This window comes from Microbacterium sp. XT11 (genome assembly GCF_001513675.1).
Taxonomy (GTDB): Bacteria; Actinomycetota; Actinomycetes; order Actinomycetales; family Microbacteriaceae; genus Microbacterium.
The window spans coordinates 669704-685610 of record NZ_CP013859.1 but is presented as its reverse complement, the minus strand read 5'-3'; the positions used below and the strand labels follow the sequence as shown (position 1 = coordinate 685610).

Annotated in this window: 18 protein-coding genes; 17 read left to right on the top strand and 1 reads right to left on the bottom strand. The window is 68.5% G+C overall.

Annotated elements, in window-relative coordinates; genetic code table 11:
• Nucleotide 1: 1 nt before the first annotated feature.
• The 16 genes from AB663_RS03310 to AB663_RS03235 all read left to right on the top strand — a co-directional run bounded on the left by AB663_RS03310 (nucleotide 2) and on the right by AB663_RS03235 (nucleotide 13111).
• Nucleotides 2-706 (top strand): DNA-3-methyladenine glycosylase, encoded by a 705-nt coding sequence (locus tag AB663_RS03310; protein WP_067195821.1) that lies wholly within the window; start codon nucleotides 2-4, stop codon nucleotides 704-706.
• Nucleotides 707-896: 190 nt separating this feature from the next.
• The gene (locus AB663_RS03305) at nucleotides 897-1685 is read left to right on the top strand and encodes an ABC transporter ATP-binding protein (protein WP_198147916.1); all 789 of its coding nucleotides are present in this window, start codon (nucleotides 897-899) and stop codon (nucleotides 1683-1685) included.
• Nucleotides 1682-2524: an ABC transporter permease gene (locus tag AB663_RS03300; protein ID WP_067195819.1), complete on the top strand. Its 843-nt coding sequence runs from the start codon at nucleotides 1682-1684 to the stop codon at nucleotides 2522-2524. The genes AB663_RS03305 and AB663_RS03300 overlap by 4 nt, the downstream gene beginning before the upstream one ends.
• Before the next feature lie 117 nt (nucleotides 2525-2641).
• A complete protein-coding gene (locus AB663_RS03295; RefSeq protein ID WP_067195817.1) occupies nucleotides 2642-3688 on the top strand; it encodes an ABC transporter substrate-binding protein in 1047 nt (348 codons plus the stop codon).
• Nucleotides 3689-3733: 45 nt separating this feature from the next.
• Nucleotides 3734-4879, top strand: coding sequence for an FAD-dependent oxidoreductase (locus AB663_RS03290; protein WP_198147915.1), 1146 nt, complete (start codon nucleotides 3734-3736; stop codon nucleotides 4877-4879).
• On the top strand, nucleotides 4876-5460 hold the full coding sequence (locus AB663_RS03285; protein ID WP_067195815.1) for an amino acid synthesis family protein: 585 nt from the start codon (nucleotides 4876-4878) through the stop codon (nucleotides 5458-5460). Before AB663_RS03290 ends, AB663_RS03285 begins: the two co-directional genes overlap by 4 nt.
• Before the next feature lie 15 nt (nucleotides 5461-5475).
• Entirely contained in the window at nucleotides 5476-6249 is a 774-nt protein-coding gene (locus AB663_RS03280) for a class II aldolase/adducin family protein (RefSeq protein WP_067195812.1), read from the top strand.
• 59 nt (nucleotides 6250-6308) lie between these two features.
• Nucleotides 6309-7244, top strand: coding sequence for a 3-hydroxyacyl-CoA dehydrogenase NAD-binding domain-containing protein (locus AB663_RS03275; RefSeq protein WP_067195811.1), 936 nt, complete (start codon nucleotides 6309-6311; stop codon nucleotides 7242-7244).
• On the top strand, nucleotides 7241-8089 hold the full coding sequence (locus AB663_RS03270) for an alpha/beta fold hydrolase (protein ID WP_067195809.1): 849 nt from the start codon (nucleotides 7241-7243) through the stop codon (nucleotides 8087-8089). Before AB663_RS03275 ends, AB663_RS03270 begins: the two co-directional genes overlap by 4 nt.
• A gap of 57 nt (nucleotides 8090-8146) precedes the next feature.
• A complete protein-coding gene (locus AB663_RS03265) occupies nucleotides 8147-8590 on the top strand; it encodes a YbhB/YbcL family Raf kinase inhibitor-like protein (RefSeq protein WP_067195806.1) in 444 nt (147 codons plus the stop codon).
• 76 nt (nucleotides 8591-8666) lie between these two features.
• Nucleotides 8667-9440 (top strand): IclR family transcriptional regulator, encoded by a 774-nt coding sequence (locus AB663_RS03260; RefSeq protein ID WP_067195804.1) that lies wholly within the window; start codon nucleotides 8667-8669, stop codon nucleotides 9438-9440.
• A 193-nt stretch (nucleotides 9441-9633) separates the two neighbouring features.
• Complete coding sequence (rpmB, locus tag AB663_RS03255) at nucleotides 9634-9870, top strand: 50S ribosomal protein L28 (protein ID WP_025102729.1); 237 nt, start codon at nucleotides 9634-9636, stop codon at nucleotides 9868-9870.
• Nucleotides 9870-10040 (top strand): 50S ribosomal protein L33, encoded by a 171-nt coding sequence (gene rpmG, locus AB663_RS03250; protein WP_017203558.1) that lies wholly within the window; start codon nucleotides 9870-9872, stop codon nucleotides 10038-10040. The genes rpmB and rpmG overlap by 1 nt, the downstream gene beginning before the upstream one ends.
• A 3-nt stretch (nucleotides 10041-10043) precedes the next feature.
• Nucleotides 10044-10349 (top strand): 30S ribosomal protein S14, encoded by a 306-nt coding sequence (rpsN, locus tag AB663_RS03245; protein WP_067195802.1) that lies wholly within the window; start codon nucleotides 10044-10046, stop codon nucleotides 10347-10349.
• Nucleotides 10350-10633: 284 nt separating this feature from the next.
• The gene (locus tag AB663_RS03240) at nucleotides 10634-10921 is read left to right on the top strand and encodes an HU family DNA-binding protein (protein ID WP_050724056.1); all 288 of its coding nucleotides are present in this window, start codon (nucleotides 10634-10636) and stop codon (nucleotides 10919-10921) included.
• Between the two features lie 282 nt (nucleotides 10922-11203).
• Nucleotides 11204-13111: a cytochrome c oxidase assembly protein gene (locus AB663_RS03235; protein ID WP_083511315.1), complete on the top strand. Its 1908-nt coding sequence runs from the start codon at nucleotides 11204-11206 to the stop codon at nucleotides 13109-13111.
• Between the two features lie 69 nt (nucleotides 13112-13180).
• Here the strand turns inward: AB663_RS03235 and AB663_RS03230 are convergent, their stop codons facing one another.
• Entirely contained in the window at nucleotides 13181-14251 is a 1071-nt protein-coding gene (locus tag AB663_RS03230; RefSeq protein ID WP_067195800.1) for a hypothetical protein, read from the bottom strand.
• A gap of 100 nt (nucleotides 14252-14351) precedes the next feature.
• Between AB663_RS03230 and AB663_RS03225 the strand changes: the two genes are divergently transcribed.
• The gene (locus tag AB663_RS03225) at nucleotides 14352-15734 is read left to right on the top strand and encodes an ATP-dependent DNA helicase (protein WP_067195798.1); all 1383 of its coding nucleotides are present in this window, start codon (nucleotides 14352-14354) and stop codon (nucleotides 15732-15734) included.
• The last annotated feature ends 173 nt before the right edge of the window (nucleotides 15735-15907 follow it).

Genomic DNA, 15907 nt, shown 5'->3' with positions numbered 1-15907 from the left:
CATGGGCTCGAGCATGCGCCGGGCGCGCCGCGACGACCTCGCCGGGTTGCCGCTCGACGTCGCCCCGCGGCTGCTCGGAGCGCACCTGCGCACGGTCGTCGGAGGGGACGAGGTACGGCTGCGCATCAGCGAGGTCGAGGCCTATCACGGGCAGGGGACCGGCGACCTGCCGGATCCTGGGTCGCACGCTCGTATGGGGCGCACGGCGCGCAACGCGACCATGTGGGGCGAGCCCGGTCACCTGTACGTATATCTGAGCCACGGCATCCATTCGTGCGTGAACGTCGTGTGCGGACCGGAAGGCACAGCAGGCGGTGTGCTCCTGAGAGCCGGCGAGGTCGTTGGAGGGGCGGATGCCGCTGCGCTCCGCCGCGGCGCGACCCTGCCGCTCACGCCGATCGCGCGGCGCGACCTCGCGAAGGGGCCGGGTCGGTTCGGTCAGGCCGCGGGGCTGCGGCATCCGCTGCATGACGGCATCGACGCCGTGACGGGCGAGGAGTGGCACGGGGCGACGGCCGAGCTGTGGCTCGCCGACCCTCCGGTCGCGGATGTCGTCAGCGGTCCGCGCGTGGGTGTGGCCGGGGTCGCCGGCACGCATGTGTTCCCGTGGAGGTTCTGGATCGCGGGTGATCCGACCGTGTCGCCGTTCCGCTGGGGTCGCGGGGCGCAGGCCGCGCAGGCTGAGGCGACCCCCATCGGGGAGTGACCGACCGGGGGTTCACGCCTGCTGATGAGCGCTGTGCGGGCTCGCTCAACTCACGGTCTCCACTCCTGCGTTTCGATCGTGTAAATCGATTGTTACATCGCAAGAAAATGCTTGCAACCGCTGGCGCATCCCCTACAGAATCATCTCAATGCGATAGACCCGCTTCATATGATGAGAAAAGGGAGTCGATGTGAGTTCTTCGGGGATCACGGCACGCGGCATCGAGATGACGTTCACACGTCGTGGCCGGTCCAACACGGTGCTGCAGAGCCTGGACATCGAGATCGATCCGGGTAGCTTCGTCACACTCCTCGGCCCCTCGGGATGCGGCAAGAGCACTCTGCTGAAGATCCTCGGTGGCATCCTGCGTCCTACCGCGGGAGATGTGCGGATCGGCGAGAAGTCGGCAGCCGACGCCGTGCGCGACAAGGAGATCGGTCTCGTGCTCCAGCGCGCGGCGCTGCTCCCCTGGAAGACGGCTCGAGAGAATGCGGCCCACCTGCGTCACCTCGCCCGGGGAGATCGCAAGGAGGCCTACCGCGCAGCCGACGAGGCGCTCGAACTCGTGGGGCTCTCGCACGCCGCCGACCGTCTCCCGCACGAGCTCTCGGGAGGGATGGCGCAGCGGGTCTCCATCGCGCGGGCCCTCGCGATGGACCCCACGATCCTTCTCATGGACGAGCCGTTCGGAGCTCTCGACGCGATCACCCGCGACACCATGAACACGACGCTCGCCGATATCTGGGCGGCCACGGGCAAGACGATCCTCTTCGTCACCCATTCGATCTCCGAGGCCGTCTTCCTCAGCTCCACGGTGCACATGATGGCGGCGAACCCCGGCCGGGTCGTCGACACGGTCGAGGTCGAGCTGCCCCGCCCCCGCACCGACGAGGCGTTCTCCTCGCCACGATTCGCCGAGTACACCGCGCGGCTCCGCGAGCAGTTGCACCCCGCGCAGATCAAGGAAGCGATCGCATGACCACCACGCTGTCGTCCCCCACGACCTCCACGAGCCCCCCCCCGGCCCGCACCGCCGTCCAGGCGTTCGCGGCGGCCGCCGGCCGGGTCTGGCCCGCGGCGCTGCTCCTCCTGGTCGTCCTCGTGCTCTGGGAGGCCGCCGTCGTCGTGTTCGGCGTCTCCAGCTACGTCATCGCAAAGCCCACGGAGATCGCGGCCGAGCTCGTCACAGGGTGGGGAATCCTCGGCCCCGCCACCTGGATCACTGCTGCCGAGGTGATCGCGGGCTTCCTCATCAGCGTGGTGGTCGGCATCGTGCTCGCCCTCGTGATCGTCCGCTTCGAGTGGGTCGAGCGCGCCGTCTATCCGCTGATCGTCCTCTTCCAGGTCGTCCCGAAGGTCGCGCTCGCGCCCATCTTCATCCTCTGGTTCGGGTACTCGATGGTGCCCAAGCTCGTGCTCATCGTCGTCATGGCCTTCTTCCCGATCACGATCAACATGGTGCTGGGCCTCAAGCGCATCGACGAGGACCACCTGCTGCTCATGCGGTCGGTCGGCTCCTCCCGCAACCAGATCCTGTACCAGGTGCAGCTGCCGATGTCCCTCCCGAACCTCTTCGCCGGCATCCGCATCGCCATCACGCTCGCCGTGATCGGCGCAGTCGTCGCCGAGTTCGCGGGATCGCAGAACGGGCTCGGATACCTGATCCAGTTCGCCTCCACACAACTCGACACCCCGATGATGTTCGCCGCACTCGTGGTGGTCAGCGCGCTGGGTCTCGTCTGCTACTACGCCATCGACCTCGTCGAGCTCCTCGTGGCGCGCGCGTTCCCCCACATCGCCAACCACGACGAGCAGTGAACCCCTCATCCTTCCGACGCGCACGGCCGCACTCGGCCGCCGCCTGACCGATCCGCACCACCCGAGCCCGACCACCCCAGCCCGACCACCCGAGCCCGCACCACCCGAAGGAGAACCATGAACCGCGTTCGCATCGCCGCATTCGGCGCCGCTTCCCTGGCCGCAGCGATCACCCTCGCCGGGTGCGCGCAGCCCGAGCCCGCCGCCGGTGGAGGAATCGCCGAGGACCTCGATCACATCACCATCCAGCTCGATTTCCAGCCGCGAGGCAACCACGCCATGTTCTATGTCGCCGACAAGCTGGGCTACTTCGAAGAGGAAGGCATCGCGATCGACGACATCCTCGTCGGGCAGAGCTCCGGCGAAACCCTTCGTCTCGTCGGCTCCGGATCGGGAGACATCGGCGTCGCCGACCTGCCCACCCTGGCGCTCGCCCGCTCCCAGGGCGTCAAGGTGAAGGCCATCGCGGCGATCAACCAGGTCTCGCCGTTGGCGATGTGCACAAAGAAGGATGTCGTGGATCTCAAGACCGTCGACGATCTGCGCGGCCTGAGCGTCGGCGTGCAGGCATCGGGCTCGACCTACGTCTTCTACCAGGCGCTCCTCTCGCTCAACGGCATCGACAAGAGCGAACTCACCGAGCTGACCGTCAAGCCCCCGTACGAGAACTACCTGCTCTCCGACCAGGTCGACACCGTGCCCTGCTACCTCGACGCCGAGTTCCCCCTGCTCGCCGAGCACGCAGGCGGCGAAGACAAGGTCAGCGTCCTCAAGGGCGTGGACTGGGGGTACGAGGCGCTCGGCACCGGCATCTTCGCGAGCGACGCGTATCTGAAGGAGAACCCCGACGTCGTGGAGCGCTTCCTCCGCGCTTACGTCAAGGCGTTCGAGTACACGATCGAGAACCCCGAGAAGGCCGCCCAGATCCTCGCCGACTCGTCTCCGCAGCTCGCACAGAACGTCGACCTGTACACGACGCAGCTCGAGACCGACAACGACCTGACCTTCGAGAGTGACACGACCGACGCCGAGGGCCTCGGCGCGATGAGCGACGAGCAGTGGCAGACCACGATCGACCTCCTCGTCGAGCAGGGAGTCATCACCGACGCGCCCAGCGTCGATGACGTGCGCGACTCGAGCTTCATCAGCGCGGTCAACGGCTGACGCCGGTCGTACGACACGCACAGCACGGCAAGGAGAGAGAAGAGCATGACAGATTCGGTTGCACGCACCGCGGAGATCGCCGGTGCCGGTTTCGCCGGGCTCACGGCGGCCACGGCCCTGGCCCAGCGCGGATGGCGGGTCCGGGTTCACGAACGCGGAGAACAGCTGCGGGCAGAGGGCGCGGGGATCGTGCTCTGGGGAAACAGCCTCAGGGTCCTCGACGACCTCGGCGTCACCCCCGATCTGTTCGCCAACGCGATGGTTCCGCCCTTCTACGAGACCCGCATGAACAACCGGATCGTGTCGCAGGAGGCGCTGGAAGGGGTGCGGTGGAGCACGCAGACGCGACCCCACCTCTTCCAGGTCTTGCTCACGGCCGCCCGTGAGGCAGGGGTCGAGATCATCCCCGGTTCCACCGTCACGGGCGCCACCCCCGAGGGCGAGCTGATCTTCCGCGACGGCTCGCGCGCTGCGGCCGACCTCGTGATCGGCGCGGACGGTGTGGGATCCGCCGTCCGCGACAGCCTCGGCATCCCGTTCGTGAGGGAGCGGGCGCGCGACGGGATCACCCGCTTCCTGGTGCCTCGGCGCAAGGCGGAGCTCGCCGCGCTCGAGCCGGATACCGAGTGGGACAACGTCATCGACTTCTGGAACGACGACGAGGTCGGCCTCCGCGTCCTCTACACGCCGTGCAACGACGACGAGCTCTACATCGCTCTCATGGCGGCGGCCACCGACGCGCGCGGATCGCGGGTTCCGATCGACCTCGAGCTGTGGACCTCGACGTTCCCGCAGCTCGCGCCGGTGCTGAAGGATGCCGCAGCCATCTCCGGACGCTACTACGGGTATCAGACCAGCCGCCTCGAGAGGTGGACGAGCGGTCGCGTCGCGCTGATCGGGGACGCCGCACATGCGATGTGCCCCGCGCTGGCGCAGGGTGCCGGCTGCGCCATGACCAACGCCTTCACCCTGGCGGTGGCAGCGACGGCGGCACCGGTCGCCGAACTCCCCGACGTGCTGGAGGAGTGGGAGCGCGTCGAGCGCCCCCTCACCGACCGTACGCAGACCCGATCGCAGTGGTACGCGGACACGCGTTCCATGCGGCAGGGCGGCCAGTTCGTCGACGAATCCGTCGAGATGGCGCTCTACGACCCCACCGATCCGAGACGACACGAGGAGCAGTACGCATGACCGTCGACCCCTTCTACGAGATCCGCGCCTGGCACGACTTCGTCCAGGAGACCGTGACCGACGGCGGCCGCCCGGCGCCGCAGACGCTGGTCAAGGCCGCCAGCGCCGTGATCATCCGCAATCCGTTCGCGGGTGTCTGGGCCGACGACCTGTCGCCGCTCACGCTGCCGAGCGCGAGCCTCGGCACGGCGCTCGGGTCGCGTGCGCTCGCCCTCCTCGGCGGCCGCGCTGCCGAAAGCTACGGCAAGGGCGGAATCGCCGGGACCGCCGGCGAGCAGGAGCACGTCGTGGCCTGCGTCACGACGACGTTCGGCAACGCGTTCCGCGACGCGATCGGCGGCGGCGAGGCGTGGATCAGCTCTGTCACCAAGGTGGCATCGGCCGGCACCGCCATCGACATCCCGCTCGCGTACAAGGACGAGGTGTACGTGCGCTCGCACTACGACGCCATCACGATCGCGCTGCCCGACGCTCCCCGCCCCGACGAGCTCGTCATCATCGCCGCTGTCGCCACGGGCGGCCGCCTCCACGCACGCGTCGGCGGCATGACCGCGGCCGAAGCCGCTGCCCGCACTGTCTGAGAACCGGAGAAGAACGTGACCTACAAGCCCACTCGCTACGACGCCGACGAGTCCATCGCGGCGGTCCTCGACGACCTCGCCCGCGCCCACCGCATCCTCGAGCTCGAGGGGCACGGCGACATGTCCATGGGCCACCTCTCGTACCGCGATCCATGGGGTCGCGGACTGTGGCTCAAGCGCGGGAACCTCGCGCTGAGCGAGGTCGAGGGCGACGACTTCATCCTCATCGACTTCGACGGCGCCGTGCTGCAGGGCACCGGCCTCCGACACATCGAATGGCCGTTGCACGCCGAGATCCTGCGGGCGCGTCCCGACGTGAACTTCGTCGGGCACTCGCACGCGCACTACGCGACCGTGCTCGGCGCCGCCGAGGGCGAGAAGCTCATGCCGTACAACAACCACGGCGTGTGGTTCGCGCAGCACGACGTGCCCCGGTACGACAAGACCGCGCACATCATCACCGAGGTGTACCGCGGTGTCGAGGTCGCCGAGGCGCTCGGCGACGCGCAGGCGATCTTCCTCGCGAACCACGGCGTCGCCTTCGTCGGCGCCACCGTCGAGGAGGTCACCCTCACGGGGATCTTCCTCGAGAAGGCCTCTCGCTTCCAGGTCGACCTGCGCTCGGCGGGGCTCACGCCCATCACCCCGGACCCGGAGGAGATCAAGGAGAAGTTCGAGCGGATCTATCCGCCCAAGGCACAGGGGAACTTCTGGATGTTCTTCAACCGGCGTCTCGAACGCTACGAGAGCCACTTCGGCATCGGCATGACCACCGACATCCAGCACTGACCCGCCGCGCATCCGGATCACCTGACCTGCATCTCGCATCCCGAACTGAAGGAGACACCATGACACTTCCTGCGATCGCCACCGTCGTCGGTTCCGGCACCATGGGGCCGGGCATCGCCGCGACCCTCGCCCACAAGGGCGTCGAGGTGCGCGTGTTCGACATCAGCGACGACGCGCTGAGCCGCGCCCGCGCCGGCGCCGATCAGTGCGCGTCCGTGCTCGTCACCATCAACGGGGAGCCCACGCCGGGCGGTTCCGTCAGCTTCGGCACAGATCTCGCGGCAGCGCTCGACGGGTCAGGCCTCGTGATCGAGGCGGTGCCGGAGCGGCTCGACATCAAGACCGACGTGCTCGGCAAGGTGGAGGCCCTCGTGGGCGACGACGTGATCATCGCGACGAACACCTCGGGCATCCCGGTGACGACGATCGCGGAGCAGCTGCGCGTGCCCGAGCGGTTCATCGGCATGCACTGGTCCAATCCGCCGCACCTGATCCCCATGATCGAGGTCGTCCCCGGTGAGGTGACAGCGCAGGCCGTGACCGACCGGCTCATCGAGATCGTGCGGGCGTTCGACTACCTCCCCGTGCTCGAGAAGGAGAAGGCGGGGTTCGTCGAGAACCGCGTGCTCTACGCGGTGCTGCGGGAGTGCGTCGCCTTGCTGGAGGAGGGCATCGTCTCGCCCGCGGACCTCGACACCTGCGTCAAGTGGGGCATCGGATACAAGCTCGCCGTGATCGGGCCGACCCGTCTGCTCGACATGGCGGGGCTCGACATCTACCAGGCCGTCTCCAGCTATCTCAACGCCGACCTCGATGCGTCCACCACGACTCCGCAGTCGATCCTCGACCGCATCGCCGAGGGGCGGCTCGGGTTCAAGACGGGAGCAGGCATCTACGACTACGAGGACGAGGCAGCCGTGGCGGCCAAGCGCGGTGAGATCATCACCGGGCTCATCGAGACGCGCAAGACGCTGTCGGCCATTCCGGTGGTATGACGGTGCCGACCCTCACGACAGAGCCGATCGCCGGCGGATTGGAGCGCACCAAGGGAGGCGAGGTCGACCTCGCCTTCCGGACGCGCGGCAGCGGCCCCGTCGTCGTGATGCTGCACGGCACGAGCGCCAGCCACGCCGTGTGGGAGCCCGTGGCACAGGCGCTCGTCCCTGAGGCCACGACGGTCGCGGTCGATCAGCGCGGGCACGGCCGGAGCGACAAGCCGTCGGCCGGGTACGCCGCCGCGGAGTTCGCCGACGACGTGGTGACTGTGCTCGACGCGATCGGTGCGGAGACGGCCGTCGTCGCCGGTCACTCGCTGGGGGCGCGCAACGCATGGGTCGCCGCCGCGCGGCATCCGGATCGGATCTCGGGGATCGTCTGCGTGGACTACACACCCTGGGTCGAGCCGGAGGTGCTCGACGTGCTTCAGGCGCGGGTGGCGGCGGGAGACCGCGAGTTCGCCGATCTCGCCTCGGTGCGTGCGTACCTGCAGGAGCGCTACCCGCTCCTGCCCGCGGATGCCGTCGACCGGCGCGCCGAATGGGGTTACCGCACGACCGCGTCCGGCACGTGGCGTCCGCTCGCCGACCCGGGAGGCATGCAGCAGCTGATCGACGGCTTCCGCGATCCGCACGAGCGGGAGTTCCGTGCGGTGGCCGTGCCGGCTCGCCACATCCGAGGCGCGGGCAGCGCGATCGTCCGTGATGCCGCCTGGACGGCTGCGATCGAGGCGCGCCCGCAGGACGCGTGGCGCATCGTGCCCGACGCCGATCATTACGTCGTCGAGGAGACCCCGGGGATCGTGGCCGAGGAAATCCGTCTCGCCCTCGCGACCGCCCGCTGACCTCCCACTCTCACGACCTCTTTCCCACACGATCTTTTTCCCAAGGAGAAGAAACACATGCCCCTTTTCGACAAGCTCGCCATCACGACCCCCGCCTTCGACACGCTCACGCGCATCCCCGATGTGCACACCGCCGACGGCGGCAACGTCGCGCCGACGCTCACGATCAGCGGGCTGCCCGACGGGACCGTCGAGCTCGCCGTGATCGCACACGACCCCGATGCGCCGTTGCCGCACGGCTTCACGCACTGGACCGTGTACGGCATCGCACCGGAGACCACGGTCGTCGACGCGTCGACCGGGCGCCAGGGCCCGCGGAGCTTCGGCGAAGGGTACTTCGGACCTCAGCCGCCCGCAGGGCACGGCCGCCATCACTACTACTTCTGGGTCTACGCTCTGAGTCGCCGGGTCGACGGTGCGCCCACCCGCGAGCAGTTCCTGGAGCTGTACGGGGATGCGGTGCTGGAGCAGGCGCGGATCGTCGGCACCTACGAGAACTGATATGTCGGGCATGACGCGGCGCGGTCGCGACATGCCGTAGCGTGAGCGTTCGTCAGAACGAGAGAGGCCGGGGGCGATGGACCAGGGCGATGGGCCGCGGAGCATCGGGCGTACGAAGGGCGTCGACAGCGCCCGCAGAGCACTGCAGATCCTGCTGCAGTTCTCTGAGGGAAGACCGGAGCTGACGCTGGAGAACGTGATCGAGAACCACGGGCTGTCGGTGCCGAGCGCCTACCGCTACATCTCCCTGCTGCGGGAGCTCGACCTCGTCGAAGAGCGCTCCAAGGGCGTGTTCGTGCTGTCGCCGCAGGTGATCCGCCTGGCGCGCGCCGCCGAGCAGACCCTCGACTACGGCGACGACGCCCAGCCGTTCCTCGACCGCCTCTCGCGCGAGACCAATGAGACGGCGCTGTACCTGCGGCGCGTGAACGAGTCGGCGGTCTGCCTGGCGATCGCGGAGTCCGATCAGCCGATCAGCATCTCGTTCTCGATCGGGCACCTCATGCCCTTGCACGGGGGAGCGGCGGCGAAGATCCTGCTCGCCGACTACGCGCGCCGCGAGCAGTACCTCGCCCGCACGGAGCTCTCGCCGGCCGCGCGACGCCGCCTCGAAGAGGAGCTCGACACCGTGCGGCGCACTGGATATGCCGAGAGCTCGGGCGAGGTCGACCGCGGGGTGTGGGCGGCGGCGGCCGCTGTGCGCGTCCGCGGTACTCTGGTCGGCGCCGTGACGGTGGCGGCCCCCGCGTTCCGATTGAGCGAGCAGCACCGTAGCGACATCGCCGAATCCGTGCGGCAGGCCGCAGCCGATCTCGAGGCCGCACTGGAACGAGGGCGCGTGATCGGGTGACCTCTGGCCGGAGGCAGGACGGCATCCGTGCTAGACTGACTCTTTGTCTGCGCACGCTCCTGTGCGTAGTTCGTGTGCTTCTCCTCTTTCCACCGGTCCCTGAGCTCGACGAAGGGCGGCGAGTCGGGGTTGCGCGCAGACAAGGGATCTTGGGTGGGGCCGTCCGGCCCCACGGTAGAGAAGGAGTCACATCATGGCAGCAGTGTGCCAGGTGACCGGTGCTGTTCCCGGCTTCGGTCACAACGTCTCGCACTCGCACCGCCGGACGAAGCGCCGCTTCGACCCGAACGTGCAGAAGAAGACTTATTTCGTCCCGTCGCTCGGTCGTAAGATCACGCTCAACGTGTCGGCCAAGGGCATCAAGGTGATCGACGCTCGCGGCATCGAGAACGTCGTCAAGGACCTCCAGGCGAAGGGTGTGAAGCTCTAATGGCCAAGAAGGCACAGGACGTCCGTCCGATCATCAAGCTGCGCTCGACGGCAGGTACGGGTTACACGTACGTGACCAAGAAGAACCGCCGCAACACCCCCGACCGCCTCGTGCTGAAGAAGTACGACCCGGTCATCCGCCAGCACGTCGAATTCCGCGAGGAGCGTTGATCCATGGCTAAGAAGAGCAAGATCGCTCGCAACGAGCAGCGCAAGGCGGTCGTCGACCGCTACGCCGAGCGCCGCCTCGAGCTGAAGAAGACCCTCGTCGACCCGAACGCGTCCGACGAGGCCCGCGAGGCCGCCCGTGTCGGCCTGCAGAAGCTGCCGCGCAACGCGTCGCCGGTGCGCCTGCGTTCGCGTGACGTCATCGACGGCCGCCCGCGCGGTGTCCTCACGAAGTTCGGCATCTCGCGTGTCCGCTTCCGTGACATGGCCCACCGCGGCGAGCTGCCCGGCGTGACCAAGTCGAGCTGGTAAGCACTCTCTGAATGGGGCGGGGATCTTCGGATCCCCGCCCCATTCGCATGCCCGGATGCCGCAGGCGGACAGCCGCGGAATGACGCGGAAACCCCGCCCCGAGCACCGGAAATGTGTGACGGGAGTGACGATTGTGGCGCGACACGCCCTGAAAATCGCCAAATTCCGCGAAATTACGCGGAAATGCGGGTGGCGGTTGATACATTCAAGGCGGTCACTCGACCAGGAGCATCCGCTCCGACCCACACAACGATGCGACGGGATCCTCGTCGCTGGAGGATGACATGGCTGACAAGTCCATCACCAAGACCGAGCTCGTCGCGAGCATCGCTTCCGCTACCGGCCAGAGCCAGGCCACCGTCTCGGGTGTGCTCGACGCGCTGTTCTCCTCGGTCTCCGACGCTGTTGCCAAGGGCAGCAAGGTCTCGATCCCGGGCTGGATCTCGTTCGAGCAGGTCGCGACCGCTGCTCGCACGGGCCGCAACCCGCAGACCGGCGCCGAGATCAAGATCCCGGCCGGCAAGCGGGTCAAGGTGACCGCTGGTTCCAAGCTCAAGGCTGCCGTCAAGTAAGCAGCTTCCTCACGAAGGCCGTCGCCCCTCGGGGTGGCGGCCTTCGTGCGTCTCCCGCGTCCCGCCGGGATGCACGAGAGGCGGATGCCGGGGGAGGGGCCGCTGGACGGGCTCGCCGGGAGGAGACTGCGGCCGGGCGGTGAGAGCGGGCGTGCAGGTGCGGCGGCATAGGCTGGACGGGTGACCACCCGAGCCGCGCAGCCCCTCGCGCTTTCGTCGTACCGTCTCGGCGGCGTCGGCATCCTCGTGGCTGCGGGCCTCGTCGCCGCGATCGTCGCCCTCATGTATGGCGGCGGCGCCGCTCCACTGCTGCTGCAAGACCCTGGGCCCTTCGTGCGCTGGGCGATCCCGGTCGTGAAGCTGGTCATGAACCTCGCCGCCGCCGGGATGCTCGGTTCCCTCGTGCTGGCGCTGTTCGCGCTCCGCAGCGGCGACCGCTCGTTCGACGCGGCGCTGAACACGGCATCCGTCAGCGCAGCCGTCTTCACCATCGCGTCGGGGTTCACCGGCTTTCTCGCGTTCATGGCCGCCTTCAACCCGAAGCTCAGCGCCGATCCGCTGTTCGGGGCCCAGCTCGGCAAGTACCTCCTCGAGACCCCGCTCGGCCAGTCGTGGCTCATCACCACGATCGCCGGCTCGGTCATCACGGTGCTCGCGTTCGCCTGGCGCTCATGGACGGCCACGCTGCTCACGACGCTGATCGCGGCGGCATCCTTCGTCCCTCTCGCGACGCAGGGCCACTCGGGCGAGCTGTCAGGGCACAACATGGCGGTGAACTCGATCCTGCTGCACACCGTCGGCGCGGCGGTATGGCTCGGGGGCCTGCTGCTCGTGGTGCTGCTCCGCGGGCGCAGCGACGTCACGACCACCGATCTCGTGCGGCGCTACTCCAGTCTCGCGATCGCGGCGTTCGCCGTGGTCGCGGTGTCGGGCCTGACCCGGTCGGTCGTCGCCTTCGGTGACTGGGATGGGCTGTGGAGCCCGTACGGCGGCATCGTCATCGCGAAAGCGGTGCTGCTGTGCGGCATGGGGCTGCTCGGCGCGTGGTACCGCACCAGGCTGATCCCGAAGCTCGACGGCGAACGCGCAGCCGGATGGTTCTGGATGCTGGTCCTGTGCGAGGTCGCGCTGATGGGGCTCGCGTCGGGCGCCGCGGCGGCCCTCGCCCGCACGCCGCCGCCCGCGGGTGACGAGGCGCCGTTCGTGCGCACTCCCTCCGAAAACCTCACGGGCTCGTCGCTTCCGCCCGAGTTCACGATCGATCGCTGGTTCACGCAGTGGGACATCGACATCCTCTGGCTCGTCGCCGCGGCCTTCGGACTGTTCCTCTACCTTGCGGGCGTGCGGCGGCTGCGGCAGCGCGGCGATCGCTGGCCGATCCACCGCACCGTGTTCTGGGTGCTCGGCCTGCTGATGCTGGTGTGGGTCACGGGCGGCCCCATCAACGCGTACCAGGAGTACCTGTTCAGCGTGCACATGCTGGGCCACATGATGCTGTCGATGGCGATTCCGCTGCTGCTCGTGTCGGGGGCCCCTGTCACCCTCGCGCTGCGTGCCATCCACAAGCGCGACGACGGCACCCGCGGGGGGCGGGAGTGGATCATGTGGGCCGTGCACTCGCCGTTCGCCCGCGTGGTCACGCATCCGTTCGTCGCCGCTGCGATCTTCATCCTGTCGCTGTGGGCGTTCTACTTCACCGACCTCGTGCGCTGGGCCATGTACGAGCACCTCGGGCACGAGTGGATGACCATCCACTTCCTCATCTCGGGCTACCTGTTCGTCATGAGCCTGATCGGTGCCGACCCCGTGCCGTATCGGCTGCCGTATCCGGGTCGCCTCATCACGCTCATCGCGGTGATGGCCATGCACGCGTTCTTCGGCATCGCGATCATGATGCAGGAGGGGCTCATCGTCGCGGACTGGTTCGGATCGATGGGGCGCGCGTGGGGGCCCGACCCGCTCCAGGACCAGTACATCGGCGGCGGCATCGCGTGGTCGATCGGGGAGATCCCCACGCTGATCCTCGCGATCACGGTGGCGATCCAGTGGAGCCGCGACGATGCCAAGGTGCAGAAGCGGCGCGACCGTCACGCCGACCGCACGGGAGACGCCGAGCTCGAGGAGTACAACGCGAAGCTCGCGGCCCTCGCCGAACGCGACCGCCGGCAGGCCGCGCGCGACGCCGGCTGAACCGCCGGAGCCCGCGCTCAGTGCCGGACCGCCGGCAGGCCGCGCGCGACGCCGGCTGAACCGCCGGTCTCAGTCGGCCGACACGTCGGTCGGCGAACCGACGCGGATCGAGGCGGAGCCGTCGGGGAGGATCGTGATCGTGCCGTCCACCAGGAACGGCACGTCCTCCGACACCGAGCTGACCTTGCCGTCGAACAGCGACTTGATGTCGAGCTCGACGTGCGCGACCGCCTGTGTCGGCGGGATTCTCCAATTGGCCCCGTCTGGGGCCACGGTGATCTTCGGCTGCGACGTGATCGACCAGTGCGGCAGCGACGCGATGCGGTTCTGCACCGTGAGCCCGAACGGGCACGCGGTCGGCTGCAGCACCTCCTGGGTCGCGCACTGCGTGAGGAACTCCTCGACGCGCTGCTGCACGACCGCGACGAACTCCTCGGTGGCCGTCGTCTGAACCTTCACCGGGGTGGTCGCGAGCGGCGTGTCCGCGAGCACGGCGACGCCCTTCGACTCCGAGATGGCGGTGTCGACGGTGATCGAGTACAGCCCGGGCGTGAACACCAGCATGGGGAGCGGGTCGAGCGGTGCGGCATCCGCCCCCGCCGCCGAGATCTGCCGTCGGTCGACCTCGAAGTCGTTCACCGAGAACTGGTCGGACCCGAGCAGGGTGAGTTCGACGACCGCGAGCGGACTCGTGGTGAACCGCCAGTTCGGCGTCACCCCCACCCATCCGTCCTGTTCGACCGTGAACGTCGTCTGCCCGGGGTGGCCGCCCGCAGTGTAGCTCACCGTCACGTCGAAGGCGCCGTCGTGGGCCTTCTCCGACTCCACGTGCACATCGGCGAGGGCCGCGAGGGCCGTCGGTCGCAGCATCGCCTCCGACGGGGCGCCCGTGATGCCGGCGGATTGGAGCGTGTCGCGGTCGATCGAGACGCCGGGAACGTGGAGGGCGTCGGCAGCGCGTCCTTCGGCGAGCAGGTCGAGGTACCGCGTGACGAACGCGGACGGGCCGTAGAACTGCTGGTACAGCGTGGAGATCCCTGCGGGGATGGCCGCGAGGAGCAGGATGCCGACGAGCGCGAGCCATGCGAGATCGGCACCGAGACGAGCACGCCGGGGCGCCGTCGTCTCCACCTGCTCCATGGCGCCAGTTTAGGTTCGCCTCCTGAGACGACGCCGAGGGCGCGCGAACGGGCCGTAGCATGGTGAGCGCCAGCATCCGCCCGTCTGCCGTGAGTGAGCCGTGTCCCTTCCCCCTCTTTCCGAGGAGCAGCAAGAGCTGTTCCGGCTGATCGAGGACACCAGCGAGCACGTCTTCATCACCGGCCGCGCGGGCACCGGCAAGTCGACCCTGCTGCAGCACTTCGCGTGGAACACGAACAAGCAGATCGCGATCTGCGCGCCCACCGGCGTCGCGGCGCTGAACGTCGAGGGTCAGACCATCCACTCGCTGTTCCGGCTGCCGATCGGGCTGATCGGCGACTCCGACATCGAGCAGAACGACAACACGCGCCGCATCCTCAACGCCATCGAGACCCTCGTCATCGACGAGATCTCGATGGTGAACGCCGACCTCATGGATGCCATCGACCGCTCGCTCCGTCAGGCCCGAGGCAAGCGCGGCATCCCCTTCGGCGGAGTGCAGATCGTGATGTTCGGCGACCCGTATCAGCTGGCGCCGGTGCCGCCTCGCGGCGATGAGCTCCGCTACGTGAAGGACCACTACCGGTCGTTCTGGTTCTTCGACGCGAAGGTGTGGGCGGGGGCGACGGATGCCGAGGGCGACGGGCTCTTCGCCGTCGACACCAAGGCCGATCTGCAGGTGCGGGAGCTCGTGCAGATCCACCGGCAGTCCGACGACGGGTTCAAGGCCATGCTGAACGCCGTGCGCTACGGGCGCGTGACGGCGGAGATCGCCGGGGTGCTCAATGCGCAGGGCGCCCGGAAGCCCCCGGAGCCGGAGCCGGGCGAGGTGCCGATGATCACCCTCGCCACCCGCAACGACATCGTCAACAGCATCAACAGCAGGCACCTCGCCGCGCTCCCCGGCAAGGAGCAGACCGCTCGGGCCGAGATCACCGGCGAGTTCGGCAGGGGCGAGGCGTCGCTCCCGGCCGAGACGGAGCTCAAGCTCAAGGTGGGCGCGCAGGTCATGTTCCTGCGCAACGACACCGCGATGTCGGGGGAGCCGCCGCGGTGGGTGAACGGCACGATCGGCACGGTCACCCGAATCCTCGGCGACACCGTTCGGGTGGAGATCGACGGCGAGGAGGTCGACGTCGAGCCCGCGGTGTGGGAGAGGTTCCGTTACTCGTACGACCCGGGCACCAAGAAGCTCACGCGCGACGTGGTGGCCGAGTTCACGCAGTTCCCGCTGCGGCTGGCGTGGGCGGTGACGATCCACAAGTCGCAGGGCAAGACGTACGACCGCGCGATCATCGACCTCGGCTCCGGGGCGTTCGCGCCGGGGCAGACGTATGTGGCGCTGTCGCGGCTGACCTCGCTCGACGGGCTGTATCTGTCGCGGCCGCTGCGGCCGAGCGACATCCGTGTCGACGAGGATGTGCGACGGTTCATGCGCGACGCGTGGCTGGCGCGCTCGACCCCCCAGCTCCCCACCCCCTGACCCCCCCTTCGCTCAGGCCCCCCTTCGCTCAGGTATGAGTTGTGGCTGGAAAATCGGCCGAAAACCGACCACAACTCATACCTGAGCGAGGTGGGGCGAGGTGGGGTGAGGAGGGGGAAGGGCGGACTTTCAGCATCCCGCTCTAGACTCGACAGACACGTCTTTGCGGGGGT